The 21,557-nt window shown below is 47.7% G+C and carries 21 protein-coding genes; 14 read left to right on the forward strand and 7 right to left on the reverse strand.

Annotated elements, in window-relative coordinates; translation table 11 throughout:
* Window positions 1–143: 143 nt before the first annotated feature.
* Window positions 144–812 (forward strand): hypothetical protein, encoded by a 669-nt coding sequence (locus tag AB0L18_RS09025; protein ID WP_367392257.1) that lies wholly within the window; start codon window positions 144–146, stop codon window positions 810–812.
* 46 nt (window positions 813–858) lie between these two features.
* Here the strand turns inward: AB0L18_RS09025 and AB0L18_RS09030 are convergent, their stop codons facing one another.
* Complete coding sequence (locus AB0L18_RS09030; RefSeq protein ID WP_367392258.1) at window positions 859–1,785, reverse strand: EamA family transporter; 927 nt, start codon at window positions 1,783–1,785, stop codon at window positions 859–861.
* Between the two features lie 128 nt (window positions 1,786–1,913).
* On the opposite strand from AB0L18_RS09030, the gene AB0L18_RS09035 reads away from it, so the two are divergent.
* Window positions 1,914–2,552: an OmpH family outer membrane protein gene (locus AB0L18_RS09035; RefSeq protein WP_367392259.1), complete on the forward strand. Its 639-nt coding sequence runs from the start codon at window positions 1,914–1,916 to the stop codon at window positions 2,550–2,552.
* Window positions 2,553–2,563: 11 nt separating this feature from the next.
* The gene (gene pgl, locus AB0L18_RS09040) at window positions 2,564–3,292 is read left to right on the forward strand and encodes a 6-phosphogluconolactonase (protein WP_367392260.1); all 729 of its coding nucleotides are present in this window, start codon (window positions 2,564–2,566) and stop codon (window positions 3,290–3,292) included.
* A 190-nt stretch (window positions 3,293–3,482) separates the two neighbouring features.
* On the opposite strand, the gene AB0L18_RS09045 is transcribed toward pgl, so the two are convergent.
* A complete protein-coding gene (locus AB0L18_RS09045; RefSeq protein ID WP_367392261.1) occupies window positions 3,483–3,647 on the reverse strand; it encodes a hypothetical protein in 165 nt (54 codons plus the stop codon).
* Between the two features lie 94 nt (window positions 3,648–3,741).
* Between AB0L18_RS09045 and AB0L18_RS09050 the strand changes: the two genes are divergently transcribed.
* Window positions 3,742–5,004 (forward strand): NAD(P)/FAD-dependent oxidoreductase, encoded by a 1,263-nt coding sequence (locus tag AB0L18_RS09050; protein ID WP_367392262.1) that lies wholly within the window; start codon window positions 3,742–3,744, stop codon window positions 5,002–5,004.
* On the opposite strand, the gene AB0L18_RS09055 is transcribed toward AB0L18_RS09050, so the two are convergent.
* Window positions 5,005–5,421: a 6-phosphogluconate dehydrogenase gene (locus tag AB0L18_RS09055; RefSeq protein WP_367392263.1), complete on the reverse strand. Its 417-nt coding sequence runs from the start codon at window positions 5,419–5,421 to the stop codon at window positions 5,005–5,007.
* A gap of 142 nt (window positions 5,422–5,563) precedes the next feature.
* Here AB0L18_RS09055 and AB0L18_RS09060 point away from each other — a divergent pair, with 142 nt between their 5' ends.
* The 7 genes from AB0L18_RS09060 to AB0L18_RS09090 all read left to right on the forward strand — a co-directional run bounded on the left by AB0L18_RS09060 (window position 5,564) and on the right by AB0L18_RS09090 (window position 17,472).
* Window positions 5,564–6,007, forward strand: a complete 444-nt coding sequence (locus AB0L18_RS09060; RefSeq protein ID WP_367392264.1) for a hypothetical protein — start codon at window positions 5,564–5,566, stop codon at window positions 6,005–6,007.
* Window positions 6,004–6,231 (forward strand): hypothetical protein, encoded by a 228-nt coding sequence (locus tag AB0L18_RS09065; protein WP_367392265.1) that lies wholly within the window; start codon window positions 6,004–6,006, stop codon window positions 6,229–6,231. Before AB0L18_RS09060 ends, AB0L18_RS09065 begins: the two co-directional genes overlap by 4 nt.
* 95 nt (window positions 6,232–6,326) lie before the next feature.
* A complete protein-coding gene (locus AB0L18_RS09070) occupies window positions 6,327–8,366 on the forward strand; it encodes an ATP-binding protein (protein ID WP_367392266.1) in 2,040 nt (679 codons plus the stop codon).
* Between the two features lie 26 nt (window positions 8,367–8,392).
* Complete coding sequence (locus AB0L18_RS09075) at window positions 8,393–9,025, forward strand: vancomycin high temperature exclusion protein (protein ID WP_367392267.1); 633 nt, start codon at window positions 8,393–8,395, stop codon at window positions 9,023–9,025.
* Between the two features lie 39 nt (window positions 9,026–9,064).
* Window positions 9,065–9,595: a YfiT family bacillithiol transferase gene (locus AB0L18_RS09080; RefSeq protein ID WP_367392268.1), complete on the forward strand. Its 531-nt coding sequence runs from the start codon at window positions 9,065–9,067 to the stop codon at window positions 9,593–9,595.
* Window positions 9,596–9,657: 62 nt separating this feature from the next.
* Entirely contained in the window at window positions 9,658–10,803 is a 1,146-nt protein-coding gene (locus AB0L18_RS09085; protein WP_367392269.1) for an SAM-dependent methyltransferase, read from the forward strand.
* A gap of 198 nt (window positions 10,804–11,001) precedes the next feature.
* Entirely contained in the window at window positions 11,002–17,472 is a 6,471-nt protein-coding gene (locus AB0L18_RS09090) for a gliding motility-associated C-terminal domain-containing protein (RefSeq protein WP_367392270.1), read from the forward strand.
* 114 nt (window positions 17,473–17,586) lie between these two features.
* Here the strand turns inward: AB0L18_RS09090 and rplI are convergent, their stop codons facing one another.
* The 3 genes from rplI to rpsF are packed head-to-tail and all read right to left on the reverse strand — an operon-like array spanning window position 17,587 to window position 18,858.
* A complete protein-coding gene (rplI, locus tag AB0L18_RS09095; RefSeq protein ID WP_367392271.1) occupies window positions 17,587–18,033 on the reverse strand; it encodes a 50S ribosomal protein L9 in 447 nt (148 codons plus the stop codon).
* Between the two features lie 44 nt (window positions 18,034–18,077).
* Entirely contained in the window at window positions 18,078–18,344 is a 267-nt protein-coding gene (gene rpsR, locus AB0L18_RS09100; protein ID WP_367392272.1) for a 30S ribosomal protein S18, read from the reverse strand.
* A gap of 34 nt (window positions 18,345–18,378) precedes the next feature.
* Window positions 18,379–18,858, reverse strand: coding sequence for a 30S ribosomal protein S6 (gene rpsF / locus AB0L18_RS09105; RefSeq protein WP_367392273.1), 480 nt, complete (start codon window positions 18,856–18,858; stop codon window positions 18,379–18,381).
* A gap of 142 nt (window positions 18,859–19,000) precedes the next feature.
* Between rpsF and AB0L18_RS09110 the strand changes: the two genes are divergently transcribed.
* Together AB0L18_RS09110 and AB0L18_RS09115 are read left to right on the forward strand one after the other, a co-directional pair.
* A complete protein-coding gene (locus AB0L18_RS09110; RefSeq protein WP_367392274.1) occupies window positions 19,001–19,552 on the forward strand; it encodes an RNA polymerase sigma factor in 552 nt (183 codons plus the stop codon).
* Between the two features lie 22 nt (window positions 19,553–19,574).
* Entirely contained in the window at window positions 19,575–19,922 is a 348-nt protein-coding gene (locus AB0L18_RS09115) for a hypothetical protein (protein WP_367392275.1), read from the forward strand.
* Window positions 19,923–19,951: 29 nt separating this feature from the next.
* On the opposite strand, the gene AB0L18_RS09120 is transcribed toward AB0L18_RS09115, so the two are convergent.
* Window positions 19,952–20,965, reverse strand: coding sequence for a zinc-binding alcohol dehydrogenase family protein (locus AB0L18_RS09120; RefSeq protein WP_367392276.1), 1,014 nt, complete (start codon window positions 20,963–20,965; stop codon window positions 19,952–19,954).
* Between the two features lie 214 nt (window positions 20,966–21,179).
* Between AB0L18_RS09120 and AB0L18_RS09125 the strand changes: the two genes are divergently transcribed.
* Window positions 21,180–21,458: a hypothetical protein gene (locus tag AB0L18_RS09125; protein ID WP_367392277.1), complete on the forward strand. Its 279-nt coding sequence runs from the start codon at window positions 21,180–21,182 to the stop codon at window positions 21,456–21,458.
* Window positions 21,459–21,557 lie beyond the last annotated feature (99 nt).

The following is a 21,557-nucleotide window of genomic DNA, read 5'->3' on the forward strand; positions in this document are numbered from 1 at the left end:
AAGAGAACATCCTGAAGAGGAGCAAGGTTGTGAAGATGGGAAGGAGTGACCAAGATGAAAAAAATCGTCTAATAATAGAGTTAACAGGTTTAGCTTTTCAATTGACGGAGGATAAACCGAATAATTACTAAAAACACAAAAGCATGAAAACCATAGCCATTTACTTTTCTGTAGCATTCCTCTTTTTATCCCTTAGCCTACAGGCTCAAACCCGCACGGAGCGTAAAACGATGAGTGAGGGAGTCTACGAAGCCATTGTTTTAAAAGTTCCTAACCTGGACGCAAAAACAGTTGGTGACCTGTGGGAGAATTTCACGAAGGATTTTTATGGTGCTCGCACCAAGTACAACCGCAAAACCAAAGAGTACTTCAGTGATGATGCGGATATTGCCGCTATCGGCAAAGGCAACACGGTTGATATTTATACGGCCATAGAAGACAAAGGTGAGGGTGCTGAACTTTCCATGTGGATTGACTTGGGTGGTGCCTACCTGGCAGCTAGCACCCACGCTGATCGCTACCTGGAAGCAGAAAAAATATTGATTCGTTTTGGCTTGGAAGCCGCCAAAGAGGGCGTACGCATGGAGATTAAAGCCCAGGAAAAAGCACTTCAGGATCTCGAAAGCGATCTCAAGAAATTGGGCAATGAGAAAGAAAGCTTTGAGCGTGATATCCAAAAAGCGCAGGAAGCCATTGCTCGTGCCGAAGAAGAATTGAAGGCCAACGCCAAGAGCCAGGAAGATAAGGCTGCAGAAATCAAAGCTCAGGAAGAATTGATCGAAGCGACCAAGCGCAAGTTGAAAGATTTGTAAGCCGGACGATCGCCATTCGCCGAAAGTCCGTAGAGGAGGTAGTGAATTAAGTTTCGCTACCTCCTTTGTCTTTTCCGGGGATACTGACTTGTTGGCCTTTGCCATTGTTGATGAAGAACACGCCAGTGAGCATGACGAGCCCTGCAAGTATCGACTGTCCGCTAACGGTCTCGCCATTAAAACCCCAGCCCAGCATCAAAGCCACAATCGGGTTGACGTAGGTAGAGGTAGCCACCTTTTCAGGTGAAACTTTGGCGAGCAAATAATTAAACGAGGAGAACGCCACGATAGAACCAAAGACAACCAGGTACAACCAGGATAAGCCAGAGGATAAGCTGAGGGTGTTCCAGCGGAAGGTCGTCGCCTCGCCCGTTGCCAAGCTAAAGAGAGCCAGACCAGTACCGCCAGCCAGCATTTGCATGGCCGATCGCCGTAAGCGGGAATCGGGAAGATTAATACGGGAAATGAAGACACTGGCAAAAGCCCAGGCAACCAAGGCTAGCGCGATAGCGGCTAAGCCCCACCGACTTTCCGGCGTATTCACAAATTGGGGTTGCCCAACCAGGATGGCCATTCCCGCAATACCAATCAAGGCACCCGTTACTCCCTGCCAGCGTAAGCGTTGGCCAAAAATCCACCACAGTAAAAGCATGATGAGGAGGGGGTCGATGGCTACGATCAAAGCCGCCATACCTGTGTCGATCCACTGCAATGCCCAAACCACGGCGCCAGTGCCAATGGTGAGAAACAATACGCCAATGACGGCCGAATTTCGCCACTGCCGCAGGGTGGGCTGCGGTTCTTTGCGCCAACTTCCCCAAGTATAGAGTAAGGCTCCAGCCGTAAGAAAGCGCGTGCCAGACATCAAGAAAGGAGGGATGGTAGCTATTGCCCAATAGTTGAACAAATAGGTTGAGCCCCAGATAATGTAGACAGCTGCAAAAGCTGCAATAATCAACCAGCGTTCAGACATTTGTTCTTGATTAGGGGGAGGATAAAATATTGTGGGGACAAAGGTAGAAGAAGCCTGTGAAAGGAACCTCACCCGGACGCTTTAAGTTGGCGAAATTTCTCTAACTTTGCGGGCAAAATTTAACAATTATGAATATTCGCCTTTTTGGATACTTGACAAGCATCATTGCATTAGGAACGCTTTTGAGTTGCCAGCCTAAGGAAGCGGCCTCCGAAGGAAGTACCAACACCGGCAGCAGTAGCGCAGGTAACATTGTATTTATTCGTTTGGATAGCCTGACGAACCAGTACGCCTCCCTGAACGAAAAGACCAAAGCACTGGAAGCGCGGGCGATCGAAGCAGACAAAGGCCAAAATGAACGCGTAGCTGCTTTCCAGCGCGATGTGCAAAATTATCAGCGTCGTGCCAACAGTGGTCAAATGTCTCCAAAAGACATGGGTACGGAGCAAGAACGCCTCGCTGGTCGCGAGCAGGGTTTAATGCAGGAAGCAGAAAGACTTCGCCAGGAGCTCCAACTGGAGCAAATGAAGCTCAGCGCCGAGTTTGAAGAAAACCTCATGAAAGTACTGGAAGAAATCCAGGGAGAGTTCAACTATGATTACATCCTCAGCTACGGCAATGGTACGGGTGTTTTGATGGTGAGCGACAAAAACGACATCACTCCTGAAGTAGCCAAGCGCCTGAACAAAATCCCTATGGATGGAGAGATGGATAGTGATCCCACAACGGAAGCGGATACCACACAGGCACCAGCCACGGAAAAATAATTAAGCCTGTTATGCCCACTCAACTTCATATCAGTGCTGACCCCGAAGCAGTAGCCAGGGATTTTACCCGTTATCTACTGGAGCAGTTACGTGATAAAAAGCATTTCACCATTGCGCTTTCAGGGGGGAGTACCCCTAAGCTATTGTTCCGCTTGTGGGCTGCCGAGTACCGCGACGTGATCGACTGGTCGGCGATTCATTTCTTCTGGGGAGACGAGCGCTGTGTGCCTCCTGGCGATGATGAGAGCAACTTTGGTATGACCAAAGCACTTTTGTTTGATAAGGTCAATGTGCCGGAGGAAAATATTCATCGAGTGCATGGAGAAGAGGAGCCCGAAATAGAAGCGCGTCGTTATGCAGCCGAAATTGCTGACAATACGGAACAGTTCAATGGTTTTCCTTCTTTTGACTTGGTGATACTGGGAATGGGAGATGATGGTCATACGGCTTCGATCTTTCCCCACGAAATCGCCTTGTTCAAAGAAGAGCGATTTTGTGTAGTCGCAACGCACCCTACCAGTGGGCAAAAGAGGGTGAGCATCACGGGGCCAATCATCAACAGTGCCCAACGGGTAGCATTCCTGGTGACCGGAGCTAATAAGAATGATAAGGTGAACGCGATATTTCAGCGGGAGGAGGGCTACCCATCTTACCCAGCAGCACACGTGCAGCCTGTGACGGGGGCACTGCACTGGTTTATGGATGAGGCAGCGATGTATGATGGCTCACCAAATAGCTGACGCCGTAGTACTTACATTATCTGAGATACTAAGTTAGCATCTCAGTTGACGTCACAAAAATATAGGGTACCTTTTCTGGCGTTAAGCCAAAGTTTATCAAAGTCCCTATACTTTCTACTCAATACCTGATACAGTGAAGATTGCTTGGTAAGTCATTGTTTTAATGTGATCACTGCCAGCAATCTTCTCTTTACATTACCCGTAAAGCCTTCACCAGGTAAGTGAGGGAGAAAGGCAATGCTAGCCAGAACCATTCGTTGACGAAGATCAACATAAAAATCATGACTGCGGTAGACACCAGAAACAGGATCCAATCCATGCGGGTGCTTTCGTTTTCGCTACTTGATGTACTCATTGCGTTAATTTTGCGCAAAGTTACACAGCCAGACCTTTCTAACCAAGTATTTGAGGCTTGAACATTCGTCGTATTCTTTTGTTGGCAATACAAAATGATGACCCTCAAGATGGAAGGAGCACGTGTAGTAATTATTGGAGCAGGTGTAGCTGGTTTGGTGGCTGCCCAACATTTGGAAGCCGCTGGCGTTCGTCCCCTTGTGATAGAAGCGACCGATCGGGTCGGCGGGCGAATAAAAACCGACCAGGTAGACGGCTTTTTGCTTGATCATGGTTTCCAGGTTTTGTTGACGGAATACCGGGAAGCAAAACACTATTTAGATTACGAGGCACTTAGTCTTACTCATTTTCGGCCAGGAGCCGTAGTTTACCGCAATAACACCATCGCATCGGTTGTTGACCCTCTTCGGGAGCCTTCCGAAATTTTCCGTGCCATCTTTTCTTCGGTGGGGAGCATCAAGGATAAATTACTGGTTTGGAAACTTCAGCGGGAGCTAAAAGGAACTGCTTCGGAGGAACTTTTCGCAGCTAAAAACCAGCAAAGTAGTCTGGCGTTTTTACAAGAGTATGGTTTTTCACAAACTTTTATTGATGCCTTTTTTGTTCCTTTCTTCGGCGGAATATTCCTCGAAAATGAGCTAAAGACCCCGGCACCTATGCTGCGTTTTGTCTTTAAGATGTTTGCAAGGGGACACGCTGCTTTACCCGCTCAGGGGATGGAAGAAATTCCACGCCAATTGAAAGCACAACTGACCCAAACGCTTTTCCGCTTTCATACAGAGGTAGCAGCGGTCAAAGACCAAACGCTGGTGACCACGGAAGGTGAGGAAATCCCCTTTGACATACTTATTATAGCCACAGACCCAAAGAAGATAATGCCTCGTTTGGCTGGAGCGCCAACTCCTTATCATGCTACCAGTACGCTGTATTATGCAAGTACTGGTGGTCAACTACCGGATCGCTTGATCGGGTTGATGGCGGACAAAGGCGCGATCGTCAATAATTTCTGCTTGGTAGATCAAGTCGCGACGGAGTATGCACCCTCAGGCCAGCACTTGCTCTCGGTAACGCTTAAGGATATCCCTACGATGGCCAACGCAGAAGAAAAAGTGGCCCAAGAGATACGTGATATTTGTCATCAACCAAACTGGCAGTTAAGGCCACTAAAGCGTTACGACCTGCCCAAAGCACTCCCCCACTTAGATCATCTGAGCTACGATTATACACCCACCGAAGCACGCCTGACGGAGCAAGTTTTTCTTGCTGGCGATCAGTTGCTCTTTGGTTCGCTGGATGCAGCGATGCGAACGGGCCGACGAGCCGCAGAGGGCGTTTTGGCTGCCCTGCAACGACTGTGATTATTGAATAACATTAACCTCGTCTACAAAATATTCGGTCTTTCCCTGCCAGGGCATAGGCTTGTAGCGCTGCTTGTAGTGGAGTTTTACTTTTTTGCCTTCCATCTCCTGTAGTTGCTGGTATACCTCTTTATCCGTGGTACTAAACTCCCAGATGTTGCCGGTTATACCGGAACCACTATCACCTTGAAAACCACCAAGGTTGATTTGGCCTTCGTAGGTTTTAAAAATCACTCCTTTTTTAGATACCTTTATTAGCTCTCCTGCCCGTGTACCATCACTGAAAGTCCAGCCAGCTACCCAGACAAAAAGTAATCCGACGATGAATGCTATTCCTAGTAACATTAGAAATAAGCGCTTGATTTTACGGCCTACTGACTCGGCACCTTCTTTAACAACTTGTTGAAATTCACTCATGTTACACTACTTTATGGGTTTGAAAATACAAATCTTAATTTTGGGGAGTAGCCCAAGGCAAAATACAATGTTCTATTAAGACCCCATTTTTGCTGATCGGTCACTGATTCGGTGCTTGAAATTTTTCTCAAAAATAAGGTTTATGAAAAAAGTAGGCTTATTGTTTGTGCTCCTGGTTTTGGGTTACTTACTACAGTTAGGGGGGCGAATGTTTTTTCGACCAACGATTGTGGAAAATGGGTATGGAAAGTACAGTAAAGACTTGTACCAGCAGTTGCAGTTTTTGAAAGATGAAATACAGCAGGGTGCGGGAGAAGATATGCAGGCCATTTATCCGGAAGGTACGGTCTTTTTACATGCACTGTACGCATTGAGTTGGGCTAATCTGGTGGCTGAAACCAAAGACCCTCAACTACGAGCGGAGGCACTACAAGCTTGCCTGGCATTAGGGAATACCCCCACGGCGTCAATGGTTGGGGCGATATTGATGCTGGACCAGTCATCTGGGAAATCGGTGGCGCTGCTTCGGTGGTTGGGATGGGGACGATGGGCCAGCACTCTGCAACCAAACCCTACCAAGGATTGAGAAACAGTATCGAAGGTTTTGCAATGGCCACTTCGTGGTTCGGAAAAAAGCGTTACTTGTTGGGGCAGCTACCCATTGCAGATGCTTTTATTGCTTGGAGCCATTCGCGCGTACCGCTGGAAATTCAAATGGTTAAACCAACTTTTTGGGGCAAACCACTGCTATTCATAGCCTTACTAATAGCGTTATTTGTTTTTTGGGGAGTTAGGTTGATTCGCAAATGACCTGAATTAATGCTTTACAAATATTTATCTTTGTTTTTTAGCATCACATTGCTCTAATATTTAGAAAGCTTCCGTTATGCACGATCAAGCTCGAAATGAATAGAATAACCCTTAGTCTCTTCTTGGTGTTGTTTGCGATCTTACCTGCTATTGGCCAAAAAGCAGCCTTTGTGGATAGTTTGCAACAGATGCTGCTGGAAATCACAGAAGATTCTGTAAGGGTGCGCATTTTGACAGAAATTGCCTATGAATATTGGTGGGATGAAAATTTTGATAAGGCACTTCCTTACGCCGAAGAAGCCCTGGATCTCGCTGAAAAAACAGGCCCTAGATTTTTAAAAATACTGCCGTACCAGGCTCTCATTGATATTTTGTATTACCAAGGAGAATTCGAGCAGGTGGCAATATACCTCCCTAAATTACAGACCTTGGTAGAAGAAGCCAAGGATACCACGGGAATGCAGTTTTTGTACCAGACCAAAGCCGTTCTACAGGATTATGTTGAGCGACCAGACTCTGGCCTTTTTTATTATCAGAAAGCATTAGCCTTAAATACTTCTCCAAAAGACACCTATATGGAGGCGAGTATTTATAATAACATTGGCGTCATTTATCTTAACATTGAGCTATATGATCGTGCTAGATCTTACTTGTGGAAATCCAACACGAACTCAAAAATAATCGAGAACGACTATTTGCTAAGCTTTACGCTCCTCAACTTAGGCTATTCCTATTTGGAGCAAGCACTGTACGATTCGGCGGCCTATTATCTAGCAGAAGCCCACACCTATGCAATAGCATCTGAATTTAAAGAAAGCCTGGGAAATGTCCTTACTTATGAGGGCTTACTGTTCTTGGAAACAGGCCAGATTGAGCGGGCAGAAGAAGCCTTGAATGAGGCTAAAGAAATTTTTGTGACCTATGGGTACAAGCAAAACCTGGGTTCATTGCTCCCTTATCTGGCAGATTTGAAATTTCGCCAAGGAAAATTCGACGAAGCTCTTCGCCTTGCTAAAGAGGCCGATGTCATCAATCATCCCCTGCATGCACGACCCTACCTGGCTGTGAGTGCTAAGGTAATTGCCAATGCTTATGAGCAACTGGGTGATTCGGACAACGCCATTAAGTTTCTACGCAAATACAATGATTTAAAAGATACCATTCACCGTAATATCCTCCTCCAACAGCTTGCTACCTTGGAAGTTGAGTATCGTCTTACGGATACAGAAGCTGAACTTGCTGTAATAAAAAGCGAAAAAGAAAAAGAGCAGCTAAAATCACAACTCAGAACCTACCTTTTGCTCATCGCGGCTTTATTACTCCTTGTTGTCATTGGAGCTGTTTGGTATTTATATGCTGCTAATCGAGAAAAAACCAACCACAATAAGCGGTTGGCAGCTGAAGTGGCCGCAAGAACCGCAGACCTCAAAAATAGTAATGAGCAGCTAAGAGATTACATCGGAGAATTACAAAATTTCACTCACGTAACCAGTCATGATCTCAAAGAACCATTACGCAACATTTCTGGATTTACCAGTCTGCTTGAACGAAGAATGGCGGCTTCACTTACCGATGAAACCCTTGAGTTTATGGAGCTGATTCGCGCCAACGCACAACAAATGCACCGCCTGATCGAAGGGATCAAATTTTATTCTACACTCGACCCTCAAGGCCAGCATGAATTGGAGATGGAAGCAATAAATCTTTCCGATATGATGGAAGATACCCGTACCAGCTTATCGGCCCTTTTACAGGAAAAAGGTGGCCTTATAACCCTGACGGGTGACCTTAATATCATTCATACTGCCCCGGAAGTTCTACAGTTGGTCTTGAAAAATATCATTGAAAATGGCCTCAAGTACAATCGATCAGAGGTACCCGAGGTCATCGTGAAGGCAACCGCAACCGAAAACAATTACGAAATTGCGATAAGTGACAATGGTATTGGTATCGCTAAGGAGTTCCAGGATCAAATCTTCCAGATGTTCAAACGCTTGCATACACGACAGGAGTTTGAAGGAACGGGCATGGGCTTAGCGATATGCAAAAAGATAATCCGCCGACTAGGAGGCGAAATTAGCATCGAAAGTGAAGAAGGAGAAGGCAGCACATTTCTGGTGCAGCTGCCGCGCTAGATAAACAACGCTAATATCTTTGTACCATGATGAAAGGGCTCAAAATAGCAATGCTCCTCCTCCTTTTGATCGCTGCTGCAACGATCCTTAACTATCATTATGTAGAAAAGCAGACGGCTCCTTATGTATTTGTGGATACAGAGGATATTCCCGTGCGTAAAGTAGGTCTGGTGCTAGGTACCTCAAAGTATTTAGCCAATGGGCAAATCAACCTTTATTACCGCTACCGAATTGCGGCAGCTTACGAACTATTCGCCGCAGGAAAAGTAAAATTTCTCTTACTTAGCGGAGACAACGGGACCAAAGCATACAATGAACCTGCGCAGATGAGAGAAGATTTGGTGAAGCTCGGTGTTCCAGCAGAACGCATTTACTTAGACTATGCTGGCTTTCGTACCTTAGACTCGGTGGTGCGGGCCCGGGAAATTTTTGGGCAGCAATCATTGACTTGTATTTCGCAGCCTTTTCACCTTGCAAGAGCTATCTACCTCGGTCGACACCAGGGACTTGATATAAACGGCTATGCCGCAAAGGAAGTTACGCTTTCCTACGGTTACAGCGTGATACTTCGGGAATACCTGGCACGGATGAAAATGCAGTTAGATTTATTGTTTGGCAAAACGCCTAAGTTTTTAGGTGAAAAAATAACGATTGAATAGGCCGTATGCCCAGATACGGTGTTTGCTAAAAAAAAACTTATGGAATCACAAGAACAACTCAGTTACCCTGTCGGGAAATTTGTGCCGACTTCGTCTCCATCCATTGACACCCTCACCCAGTGGCGGCAAATTATTGCTGATTTTCCCGCCCGGTTGCGTGCCGAAACCAGTGATTTAACAACCGAAGCATTGGCCTTCCGTTACCGCCCTGGCGGCTGGACGATCCAACAAGTTGTTCATCACTGCGCAGACAGCCACATGAATGCACTCGTCCGCTTCAAGCTGGCACTTACGGAAGAGCATCCTACCATCAATCCTTACAAGGAGGCCGCTTGGGCCGAAATGGACGATTATCAATTGCCCATTGAAATTTCGCTCGCTATTCTGGAAGGGTTGCACCACCGTTGGGTCACGTTGTTAGAGCACATGCATACGGAGCAATACCAACGTTCCTTCTTTCATCCGCAACACGGTATTCCATTTAGTTTGACATTGGCCTTGGACAATTACCAATGGCACTGCCGACACCACTTGGCGCATGTACAACAAGCAAAGCAATTGAAATTCTAGGCCCTTCCTTAATTCCTTTTGCGATTCCGTATCTTTGCCCAATGGAAGCAACCGCCACTTTTTTGAACCATCTTTCCCAGGCGTTCAACGACCAACAGTTGAGCAAACTGACCTTGAGTAAAAACCGCAGTGCTCAGTCGGATTTGAAAAATGTCTACGGGCGTTTGGTATTGATTAAAGACGAAGCTCATCTTTCTTGTACACTACGTTTTGCGACGCGCGACGAAACCAAAAACTTCTCGCTTACGGAAGCGACTGCGGCTATTGAAAAATGGCTCACGGAGGATTTTCGCCAGGCGGAGTTGTTTACCGTCACGGAGCAGTTCAGTTTGATGATCAGCAAAAAAGGCAAGGGTTTATTGCGCACCCGTACCATCACCAACCGCGAACCCGTTTCCCTGGAGCATAATCAGCAAAAACAGCGGCCATTAGCGGATCGGCCAAGAGCCTATCTCACCTCGTTGGGGATTGCTGGGCAGGATGGGCAGATTTTGCAAAATGGCCGGCGCAAATTTCGCCAAATCAATAAATACATCGAGCTGATCAGTCATCTTTTACGCGAGCAGCCACTCGCCAAAGATGCCCGCATTGTGGATATGGGTTCAGGGAAAGGGTACCTCACTTTTGGCTTGTACGATTACCTCGTCAATGAAACCCACTTGCCCATCAAAATGACGGGGGTGGAACTGCGGCCCGATTTGGTGCAAACCTGCACCACCATAGCTCAGGAAAATAAATTTACGGGTTTAGAATTCTTAGCGGGTGATATTCATCAATACGAACCCGAGGGTGGTATTGATATGCTCATCGCCCTGCACGCCTGTGATACGGCTACCGACGAGGCCATCGCCAAAGGTATCCGAGCAGAGGCCCAGCTCATCATCGTAGCACCATGTTGTCACAAACAAGTGCGTAAAGCCATGCATCCGCCCGCAGGCCTGTTGCCCATGTTGCAGCACGGTATTCTGCTCGAGCGCCAGGCCGAAATGTTGACAGATGCTATTCGTAGCTTACTCCTGGAAGCACACGGCTATAAAACCAAAGTATTTGAGTTTATTGGCACCGAGCACACACCTAAAAATGTGATGATAACCGCTATAAAAAGCGAACCCAGACCCGCAGCCCAGGAAGAAATCCATCAACTAAAATCTCAGTTTGGTATCGAAAGACATCATCTAGAAGACCTTTTACTGGAAATAGAACATTAAACCCGACAAAGTCACTATTTTTAGCCTTCGCTAAAGTCCCTGTTTTCTTTTTATAGCACGGCTTTGCTGACCTCAACAGAACCAAATTATACCTGGCCACACTTAGTTGCACTAAGTGAAGGAATCACGTTGCACTGGACTCACCCAGCCAGCTTGCAGCAGCCAATAATTTGGGTTACTGACTAAGGAACAGCTACTATGAGATTGCATCTATTTTTCTACTTCTGCCTATTTATCTCCTTACCACTTGCTGCCCAGCTAACTTGTGAGGATGAATTTATCCTTACCGGAAACGCGACCCTGATAGGAGAATGTATCCGCCTCACGTCCAATGCAACCACTCAGCAAGGTTGTGCCTGGTTCAATGAAGAAACAGACTTCTCCCAACCATTTACGCATTCGATGACGGTTAACTTTGGCAACAGCAACAGCGGTGCGGACGGAATCTGTCTGGTTTATCAAGCCAACAGCTCTTCTACCTGTGGCATTAGTGGAGAAGGAATCGGTGCACAAGGTATTCCTAACTCTTTTATCGTTGAATTTGATACCTACCAAAACGGCAACTTAGGCGACCCCTTCAATGACCACGCCGCCATCAACATCAATGGTGATTTCACCAACACCATTGATGGGCCTATTGATTTGGGAAATATCGAAGATGGCAATGACCACGATGTGACTTTCAGCTGGGACCCTGCCTCCAATAGTTACGAAGTCTATTTTGATGGCATCCTGATATTGTCTGGCGTTTTTGACATCATCAACAATTGCTTTGGTGGCTCAGATATGGCCTTTTGGGGGTATACCTCTTCTACCGGTGGTGAAACCAATGAGCATACCGTCTGCCCTGGACTACCTCCGGAAGTAATTGCAGATGCGGGAAATATGGTAGAAATTCCTTGCCTTGGTGCCTTGGTCACCCTCGATGGAACCGGTTCGGATTCCGGCCCCGAGTTTGAGTACGAATGGACGACCAGCGATGGCAATATAGTTTCCGGTGAATTCACCGACATGCCCACTGTCGACGCCGAAGGGACCTATACCCTCACGGTTTACAACAACATCACTTTGTGCGAAAGCATGGACGAAGTTATTGTCGTTGTGAATGAATTGGAGGCCGATATCGATATTCCTCCCTACCTCGATTGTATTTCGGGAGAAATAACACTGGATGGCAGCAATTCTACTTCAGGTAATAATATCTCTTACGATTGGGCTACCAGCAATGGCTATATCGTAAGTACCAATGGCAACCAAGCCACCGTCAACGAACCCGGAGAATACATCCTTACCGTTATTTATGATGATGGGCAAGGGGGGTATTGTACGGAAGAAACCAGCGTCATCGTCGAAGACAATCCTGACGTGCCAGTGGCATTTGCGCTGGATGCGATCCTCACTTGCGATCCTCCCAGTGTGGAATTGGATGGCACGGGCTCTTCGGAAAGCAGTGTCTTTGACTACGAGTGGACCACCACCGACGGCCTTATCCTGGCGGGAGGTAATACCCTCTTTCCGCTGGTGGGCGCCGAAGGATTTTATACCTTAACGGTCATCAACAGCATTTCAGGGTGTACAGATGAGTACAGTGTTTATGTTGATGCCAACCAAGATATTCCCGACGCCATTGCCATTGTGGATGATGAGCTGGGGTGCGGAAGTTCAAGTCTGGTCATCGATGGAAGTCTTTCTTCTTTTGGTGATGAATTTTCCTACCAATGGACGACGACCAACGGCAATATCGTAGATGGCGCAACCGAACAATCTCCGGAAGTAAATCAACCTGGTGATTATACCTTGCTCGTGACCAATACAGAAAACGGCTGCACCGATGAAACAACCGTAACGGTGATGGGAGGTAACAATCCCGTTGTTGTCAATATTGCCGCACCTGCTGATCTGGACTGTGTGACAAACAGTGTTACACTCGACGGTTCGGGCAGTAGCCCCACCAGTGGAGTGACCTACAGCTGGACCACGACCAACGGCCAACTCTCTGGCCCCACGGATCAACCTACAGCCACCGCTACTGCGGCAGGGAATTACACCTTGGTTATCACGGAAACAGCCAGCGGTTGTACCAACATGGCGACGGTGAGTGTCAGCTCCAATACCACCCCACCTATCGCAGAAGCAGGAACGGCCATCCCTTTAGGTTGTGGAGATCCAAGTCAACAACTCAACGGCAGTGGCTCCTCCACCAATAACGTTACTTACCTCTGGAGCACCACAAATGGTACGATCATCAGCGGCGGCACCACGCTGACACCGCTGATAGGATCTGCAGGTACTTATGTTTTACAAGTCACCAATACTTTGAATGGCTGTACGGCTACCGATCAAGTTATCGTGGTTGGAGATGACGATACACCTGTAGTTCAAATCATATTGAACGACACCTTGGATTGTACTACCAGTTCCCTGGTGCTAAACGCCGCTGGGTCGACCTCAGGGATGGATTACAGTCAAGTCTGGTCGACCACCAATGGGCAATTTGTAAGTGGAACGGATGGCCTTCAGCCGGTTGTCGATCAGCCCGGCACTTATACCCTCACCATCACCGATACGACCAATGGTTGTAGCAATAGCGCTTCGGTAACTGTGGTAGAGAACACCCTCGTCCCTACGGCCGCGATTCTCCCTCCGGGTATGCTGAATTGCCAAACGACCAGTCTGGTATTAGATGGTACAGGGAGTAGCCAGGGGAGTGATTTTCAATACCTTTGGTCGACCGCCAACGGTCAAATCACCTCAGGGACTAACACCTCCTTGGTGACGATAGCAGCCCCAGGTGATTATCAGTTGTTAGTGACCAACACGAATAATAGTTGTTTTGCGACTGCTACCGTAACCGTTGCTCAAGATATAGCCTTACCCGACCTATCCATCCTGCCCATTGGTGAACTGACTTGTGTGCAGGAAGATATGATCATTACTGCCAGCTTGGGCACCTCGTTCCCTAACCCCGATTTCCAATGGACCACCACCAGTGGTACCATTTCAGGAAGTGACAGCACCGCCCAGATGCTGGCAACCAGTGCTGGAACGTATAGTGTGACCGTCGTGAACCCGGCCAACCAATGTAGCAGTACTGCCAGTGTGCAATTGGCAGAAAACACAGTAGTACCGATCGCTGCTGCGGGAACTGATGCCAACCTCGACTGCGTCCTTACCTCGCTCACCCTTGGCGGGAATAGCAGTAGTGGCAATGGTATCGTTTACACCTGGTCCAGCCCCAATGCTGTCGTTCCAGCGGTAGACAGTACGCCCACTTTAGAAATCAATAGCCCCGGTACCTATGTGCTGGAAGTACTGGATGAAAACAATGGTTGTTTTGCGACAGATACGGTGCTGGTTACCCAGGATATACAGCAGCCTATAGCAATGGTGGTTGTGCCCGCGCAGCTTACTTGTACCGATAGCCTTTCCTTGCTGGATGGTAGCGCCTCTACAGGTACCTCTACGCTGCTTTATTCCTGGACCACTTCCAACGGAAGTTTGGTGGGCGATCCAAGTGCACCTCAGGTCAACGCAGGCCAAGCAGGGAGCTATCAATTGGTGGTCACAAATACGGTCAATGGTTGTACCGACACAATCACCACCATGGTGACCCAGGACGATAATTTTCCTCAAGCCAGTATCGCCATGCCCTTGTCGCTGACCTGTGGGCGGCTTAGCGTCAATCTGGCGGGAACCGCGAATAGTAACAGTGGCAATACTACCTTTACCTGGACGACGGCAAATGGTAATATCGTACAAGATGCCAATACCCTCCAGCCGCTGGTGGATAGCCCGGGCACCTATACCCTCACCGTACAAGACAATAACAACAACTGCCGGGCACAGGCCGAAATCCAGGTGCTGCTGGACAATACGCCTCCTGTCGTAGATGCCGGACTGGACACCTTGCTAAATTGCACCCGGACACAGCTACAGCTAGCCGGCACGGCCGATGCCCAAGGGGCTGATGTGACCTACGCCTGGAGTACGCTCGATGGCAATATCTTAAACGGGGCCTCCACCGCCAACCCCCTGGTTGACGCTGCGGGTACCTACCTGTTGGAAATTACCAATACGAACAATGATTGCGTTGCTACCGACGAAGTGATGGTAAGCCAGGATACGCTGAGCCCAGTCATTCAGATTTTGCCACCTGCGATCCTGACCTGCGCCACCACCTCCGTTAGTCTTGACGCGGGTACCAGTACGGCTGGGAATACGCCGCTTTACAGTTGGACCAATACCCAGGGGCTGCCCATCACCGATGAAGACCAAGCCGTAGCAACGATTACCCAGGCTGGTGATTATCAATTGTTGCTTACGAATACAGAGAATGGTTGTAGCCAAACGGCGACCGTATCCGTACAGGACGACCTGGTGCCTCCGGCACCCATGATTTTGGAGCCAGATACCTTGGATTGTATCACCCTGGAGGTGGGCTTGGATGCTACAGGAAGCATGGGCAATGCACTCTCTTACTTGTGGTCAAACCTGGAGGGCAATACCATTACCAATGGTGCTACCGCTACACCGATGGTGAGCCAGTCGGGCAACTATGACTTACTCCTCACCGACAACAGCAATGGTTGTACCGCGATGGCTACGGTCTTTGTTGAAGAATATACGGACGTGCCACTGGTAGCTATTTCTCCACCTATTGCAGTAGACTGTAACAACCCGAGTATTCAATTACAAGGCAACATCGCCAGTAACAGCGGCGATGCCCCGGTGTATAGCTGGACTACTGCCGATGGCAATATTGTGCAAGGTACTACCACCCTTACCCCCACCGTGGATCAAGAAGGGAATTATACATTGATGGTCACCAACACAGACAATGGTTGTGTGGGCAGTAGAACCATTTTTGTCAGGGAGGATTTAGAGCGCCCGGTCGCAGTGATAGCACCCTTGGATACCCTCAATTGTACGGTGCTTTCATTGGAGATCGTAGGGGAAAACAGTACAGGAATGGGTCCTTTGACCTACGCCTGGGAAAGCCCTGACGGTAATATCCTCACCCCCGCAGATGCGGCCAATATTACCGTGGATGCGCCGGGAAGCTATGGTTTGCTGCTGACCAATACCACCAATGGTTGTACCGATAGCCTGGGCGTAACAGTTGTTCAGGATATCCTTGAACCGGTGGCGATGATTGCAATGCCGGGGATTTTGGATTGTGGAACACCAAGCTTGGTGCTGGATGGTAGTGCCTCCAGCAGCGGTGCTGATATTACGATCAACTGGTCGACGATCAACGGACAAATTGATGCTGGCGGTAATAGCTTGCAGCCGATCATCAGCCAACCCGGCACCTACACCCTGGAGATTGTAAACACCGCGAATACCTGTTCCGCTACTGCGAATATCGAAGTGTTGCAGGATGATGACGTGCCCCTTATTGTTTTTGCCACGCCGGAAGAACTCAATTGTCTGGTACTGACGACCTCGCTGGATGCTACTGCTTCGAGCATGGGAGCCAGCCTCCTCTACAGTTGGGCCACCGCAGATGGAATTGTCTTATCTGGTGCCGACGGGCTGACGCCCCAAGTAGGAGCACCAGGCACTTATATCCTTACCATTGAAGATACCAGCAATGATTGTAGCAATACGGCCAATGTGGTGGTAACGCAAGATATTACGCCACCTCAAGCCTCGGCGGGGAGTGATTTTGTGCTGGATTGTACTGAAGAGCAAGATAACCTGGATGGCAGTAATTCTTCTCAGGGCGGTAATTTTACTTACCTGTGGACTTCCAATAGTGGTACCATTCTTCTCAATGAGAATACCTTGTTGCCGACCATTTCCGCTCCGGGAACTTACCAGTTGTTGGTGACCAATACCAGTAATGGTTGTACCGCTACGGACCTTGTGACGGTGACGGAAGATATTCCTACCGCCACATTAGCATCCGTGCAGCCCCTATGTTACGGAGATCTTGGCTGGATCAACTTCAGCAATGTTCAAGGAGGGACGCCGCCTTACTTGTACAGCGTCAACAGTGGAAATAGCCTGCAATCACAACCTTTGTTTACCAATCTTTCGGCGGGCGTATACGAGGCACTTGTTGAAGATAGCAATGGTTGTACCTTCTCGGAAACCATTGAAATCATTCAGCCAGATTCGCTTTACGTGCTGATCACCCAGCCGGAGATAGAGATAGATTATGGTGACAGTGTGAGGTTGGTGGCCCAAACCAACTTCCCGGAAGCGTCGTTGGCCCAAATCATCTGGGAGGATGCTGCGACGCTGAGTTGTGCCGACTGCCTGGCACCTTATGCGCTGCCCACCGAGACGAGTGTGTACCAAATCAGCGTGATCTCGGAGAATGGTTGTAGCGATAAGGCACTGGTGAGGGTTTTTGTCAACCGGCAATTTCCTGTTTATTTCCCGAATATCTTTTCGCCTAATGGGGATGGAGACAATGACATCTTCTACCCGTTTGCTGGATTGGGGAGTGTCAACAAAATTCACCAGTTTGATATTTTTGATCGCTGGGGGAACGCCATTTATACCGTTGAGGATTTTGCGCCCAATGACCCACGCTACGGTTGGGATGGTACCAAAGCAGGGGTGACGATGAATCCCGCAGTGTTCGTCTATTTCGCCAAAATAGAGTTTGCTGATGGCCGGATAGAAATTTTCAAAGGAGACGTTACCTTGATACGGTAGAGTTAATCCAGGAGACTGTATCCTTCCCTCATCTCTAAAAATGCCAAAAAAAGAAAAGCCCAATTTGCAATATCGCAAATTGGGCTTTTTCTATATCGAGCGTTGATAGAGGATTTACTCCGCTACTACTTCGAATTTCACTTCAGGTTGTACCTCTTTGTGCAAGTTCAGTACCAAAGAATAGGTACCCAAATCTTTCACATTCTCAGGCAACTGTACCTTGCGGCGCTCAATTTCAAGATCGAATTGCTCCTTAAGGGCATTGATGATCTGAATGTTGGTAACGCTACCAAAGATCTTACCACTCGTACCGGCTTTAGCACCAATACGTAGTACCTGGCCCTCCAATTTCTTGGCAATATCCTGGTATTCACCCAGGCGTTTGGCTTCAGTAGCATCTTCACGACGCTGTAATTCTTTTAAACGAGCACGGTTAGCGCTGTTGGCGATCAGTGCAAATCCCTGAGGAATCAGGTAGTTGCGACCGTAGCCATTCTTAACGGTCACCAGCTCGTGCTTATATCCGACGTGTTCAACGTCTTGCAACAGAATGATATCCATGTCAAATCGTTTTTAAAATTAGTAATTTAAAATACCGGAACCTGCTATTTGAGCAAGTCCGTCAAGTAAGGCAGCAAAGCCAGGTGGCGAGCACGCTTGACTGCAGCAGAAACTTTACGCTGGTATTTTAGAGAATTACCGGTGATACGGCGTGGTAAAATTTTACCCTGCTCGTTAACGAAAGACAGCAGGAAATCAGCATCCTTGTAGTCGATATACTTGATACCGTACTTGCGGAAACGACAGTACTTCTGACGCTTGCCACCAATCTTAGGATTGCTTAAAAACTTAATATCATCGCGATTAGCCATAGCTTATCAAGATTTTTTTGTGGACAATAGTGGTTTACTCTTCCTCCTGCTTTGCTGCCGCAGGGGCTGGCTTAGAAGCTGGCTTTTGTGGTGCATTGCCACGACGATCGTTGTTGCGATCGTTACGGTCATTGCGCTCACGGCCTTCCTTCTTCTCTTTAGACTTAGGACGCTTTGCTTTCCCGATCAAGCCGTTGCGCTTGTCTTCGTTGTACTTGATACCAAACTTGTCCAGTTTGTAAGTAAGGAAACGCATGATGCGCTCATCGCGGCGCAGCGCCAGTTCCAAATCGTCGATAAGATCGACAGTATCCATTTGGAATTCAATACAGTAGTAAACCCCGCTATTGCGTTTGTTGATCGGGTAAGCTAACGTTCGTAAACCCATCTCGTCGATGTGTACGATGTTGGCATTAGCCGTTTTCAACATATCGCTATAGGTCTGAGCCGTCGTTTTGATTTCTTCCCCCGACAGCACTGGGTCTACGATGAATGTTACTTCGTAATTTCGCATAGATCAGACACTAATTAGTGAATAAATTTTTTAAAAGCGGGTGCAAAGATAGAATTATTATTCAAAAAAAAGTAAAAACTTTAAAGTAATTCCTCTATTTGCACGTCTCCATAGAAAAAGAATTATTTTGCTAACTCATTCTATGCCAGTACCGAGAGATAATAACATAACCGTAACTATCCGCAATTACGGTGACAGGTTGTTCCGTTTTATTCGTGGACGGGTCTCTTCGGATGCCGATGCGGAGGACGTTTTGCAGGATGTTTGGTACCAACTCAGTCGGATTGTCGATCTGAGCAGTATTGAAAATATCAACGCCTGGCTGCACCGGGTAGCGCGCAACCGCCTGACGGATCGTTACCGTAAAAAGGAGCCAGCAGCGTTGGAAGACTTGGGCTACAACGACGAAGAAAATGAGTTTTTCCTGGAAGACTGGCTTCCCGCTTCGGATGATGGCCCGGAAGAAGCTTATTTTCGCCAGCTAGTTTGGGAAACGCTTTATGATGCGCTAGATGAATTGCCCGCTAACCAAAGAGATGTATTTGTGTGGAATGAACTAGAAGACGAAACCTTTCAATCCATCGCTGATCGTACGGGGATCAATATAAAAACGCTCATTTCCCGTAAGGGCTACGCCGTCAAATATCTGCGCCAACGCCTGGCCGATCTTTACGACGAACTCCTTAATTATTAACCTCGCAAGAATTTTACGAGCTATGCACCGTCAACATAAATATCGCAAACGCTGGTCGCCTTTTATATTTGTTCCTTTGGCCGTGGCTGTCATCGCTCTCCTGGCTGGCGTGGTGATGCTACTGTGGAATGCCACCATCAGCCCCCTCTTTGACTTGCCAGAGATCAAGTTTTGGCAAGCACTGGCCCTTTTTGCCTTATGTCGCTTGCTCTTTGGACGCCTGGGCTCACCGCCGGCCTATCGCCAGCACCAAGGTGGAAAAGGCCGAGCCGCCTGGAAAGAAAAATGGGGTAACATGAGCGAGGAAGAACGGGCCGCCTTTAAAGCCCGCTGGAAAGAGCGGTGTGGGAAGAGAGAGGAGGGCAATTGAAAACGGTCACGGATACAAAAAAGTCAAGCCTAAAACTCAATCACCGTTTTCCCAATCGTTTTTCCTGACTCCTGCATTTGGTGTGCTTTTTTGAGTTGCTCCACCGTAAAGCTTTTCAGGGTAGTCGTCAAAGTTGTTTTTAAGGTGCCATCATCCAACAATCGGCTTATTTCGTTTAGAATTTCGTGCTGCCGGGCGATATCCTCCGTCGTAAACATTGAGCGGGTGTACATGAATTCCAAGGAAAAGGAGATACTTTTGTTTTTGAGCAAATTCAGGTTCAGTGGCTTGCTGCTGCCGGTAATCGAAACAATGTGCCCCTGTGGTTTGGTAACTTCCACTGCGGTTTCCCAGTACGCTCCTAAATCCACAAAATCAAGAACGTAGTCTACCTCCTGGTGGCCTATTTTTGCCAATTCTGCTTGTAGGTCGTAGTGATTTACCACGAAATCGGCTCCCAATGCCGTACACCAGTCGGCAGATTCAGGTCGTGATGCGGTAGCGATGACGGTCAGCCCTGCTACTTTTTTGGCAATTTGTATGGCAATCGAGCCCACCCCACCAGCACCGGCGAGGATCAAGATTGTTTTCCCTTTATCCGTTTCTGGATTAATTTTGATCCGATCAAAAAGTGACTCCCAGGCCGTCAACCCCGTGAGTGGAATTGCTGCTGCTTCTGCGATAGTCAGGTGCTTGGGTTTGAAGCCTACGATGCGTTCATCAACCACCTGGTATTCGGCATTGCTACCACTACGGGTAAGGTCTCCGGCGTAGTATACTTCGTCGCCTACTTTGAAGCGGGACGTTTTTTCGCCTACTGCTTCTACTGTTCCTACGGCATCCCAGCCAATGATTTTGGGCGTATCAAGCGTGATGTCCTTAGCTGCATTTTGCCGGATTTTAAAATCGACGGGATTCACCGAAATAGCCGCTATTTTTACTAAAATATCATAACCTGTGGCCGTAGGTTTCTCTGCTTCAAATTCAATAAAACTTTGCTCGGCAGTGATGGGTAAAGACTGTTTGAATCCTATGGCTTTCATCGTGCTATTTTCTTGGCAAGAACTTTTTTCAAAGTACAAAGATACGCTCCTTACCGCAAAAAGATTTTTTTGAAATTATTTCATCCTCTTTTAAAGTAATCCTGTCTCTTATCCGTCTACCTAAATGAAAGCGCTACGGTACAATGCCATAGCCTAACATTCTTAACCCGACGAACGACTGGTAAACTCTGGTCTTCAAAAAAATCTAATCATCATGCGTATCCTATTCGGAGCTCTGTCCTTTGTGGCAGGGGTGGTACTGCTTTTTCTTTTCGCAAAGCTTTTGATCGCTGGGCTTCTTTTTGCCCTCGGTCTGGCAGCCTTTGCCTTTTTCGTGCACAAGTTGCGGCTGGCGCGCTACGGCTACTCAAGGTCAGACTACTTCGGTAGTTTCTCTGACAACCATCAAGCCTATCGCTATCCCGCGGTGCACACCCAAGCTGGATGGCAGGACAACGGGTCATTCCGTTTTCAGACCATCACTGTTCAGTAAATGGTATCAGGTACTGGGTACGGGATACTTGGATGGAGCTCAGTAAAAGCGAGTCTTCCTTCCTTAACCTAACTCCTTCGTACAGGAAAGGTGGATTTA

The organism is Lewinella sp. LCG006, from assembly GCF_040784935.1.
GTDB lineage: Bacteria > Bacteroidota > Bacteroidia > Chitinophagales > Saprospiraceae > Lewinella.

What these genes read in the sequence shown, in the direction of transcription:
- AB0L18_RS09025 (WP_367392257.1), top strand. Translation starts at nt 144, where the DNA reads ATGAAAACCATAGCCATTTACTTTTCTGTAGCATTCCTCTTTTTATCC.
- AB0L18_RS09030 (WP_367392258.1), bottom strand. Translation starts at nt 1,785, where the DNA reads ATGTCTGAACGCTGGTTGATTATTGCAGCTTTTGCAGCTGTCTACATT.
- AB0L18_RS09035 (WP_367392259.1), top strand. Translation starts at nt 1,914, where the DNA reads ATGAATATTCGCCTTTTTGGATACTTGACAAGCATCATTGCATTAGGA.
- pgl (WP_367392260.1), top strand. Translation starts at nt 2,564, where the DNA reads ATGCCCACTCAACTTCATATCAGTGCTGACCCCGAAGCAGTAGCCAGG.
- AB0L18_RS09045 (WP_367392261.1), bottom strand. Translation starts at nt 3,647, where the DNA reads ATGAGTACATCAAGTAGCGAAAACGAAAGCACCCGCATGGATTGGATC.
- AB0L18_RS09050 (WP_367392262.1), top strand. Translation starts at nt 3,742, where the DNA reads ATGATGACCCTCAAGATGGAAGGAGCACGTGTAGTAATTATTGGAGCA.
- AB0L18_RS09055 (WP_367392263.1), bottom strand. Translation starts at nt 5,421, where the DNA reads ATGAGTGAATTTCAACAAGTTGTTAAAGAAGGTGCCGAGTCAGTAGGC.
- AB0L18_RS09060 (WP_367392264.1), top strand. Translation starts at nt 5,564, where the DNA reads ATGAAAAAAGTAGGCTTATTGTTTGTGCTCCTGGTTTTGGGTTACTTA.
- AB0L18_RS09070 (WP_367392266.1), top strand. Translation starts at nt 6,327, where the DNA reads ATGAATAGAATAACCCTTAGTCTCTTCTTGGTGTTGTTTGCGATCTTA.
- AB0L18_RS09075 (WP_367392267.1), top strand. Translation starts at nt 8,393, where the DNA reads ATGATGAAAGGGCTCAAAATAGCAATGCTCCTCCTCCTTTTGATCGCT.
- AB0L18_RS09080 (WP_367392268.1), top strand. Translation starts at nt 9,065, where the DNA reads ATGGAATCACAAGAACAACTCAGTTACCCTGTCGGGAAATTTGTGCCG.
- AB0L18_RS09090 (WP_367392270.1), top strand. Translation starts at nt 11,002, where the DNA reads ATGAGATTGCATCTATTTTTCTACTTCTGCCTATTTATCTCCTTACCA.
- rplI (WP_367392271.1), bottom strand. Translation starts at nt 18,033, where the DNA reads ATGGATATCATTCTGTTGCAAGACGTTGAACACGTCGGATATAAGCAC.
- rpsR (WP_367392272.1), bottom strand. Translation starts at nt 18,344, where the DNA reads ATGGCTAATCGCGATGATATTAAGTTTTTAAGCAATCCTAAGATTGGT.
- rpsF (WP_367392273.1), bottom strand. Translation starts at nt 18,858, where the DNA reads ATGCGAAATTACGAAGTAACATTCATCGTAGACCCAGTGCTGTCGGGG.
- AB0L18_RS09110 (WP_367392274.1), top strand. Translation starts at nt 19,001, where the DNA reads ATGCCAGTACCGAGAGATAATAACATAACCGTAACTATCCGCAATTAC.
- AB0L18_RS09115 (WP_367392275.1), top strand. Translation starts at nt 19,575, where the DNA reads ATGCACCGTCAACATAAATATCGCAAACGCTGGTCGCCTTTTATATTT.
- AB0L18_RS09120 (WP_367392276.1), bottom strand. Translation starts at nt 20,965, where the DNA reads ATGAAAGCCATAGGATTCAAACAGTCTTTACCCATCACTGCCGAGCAA.
- AB0L18_RS09125 (WP_367392277.1), top strand. Translation starts at nt 21,180, where the DNA reads ATGCGTATCCTATTCGGAGCTCTGTCCTTTGTGGCAGGGGTGGTACTG.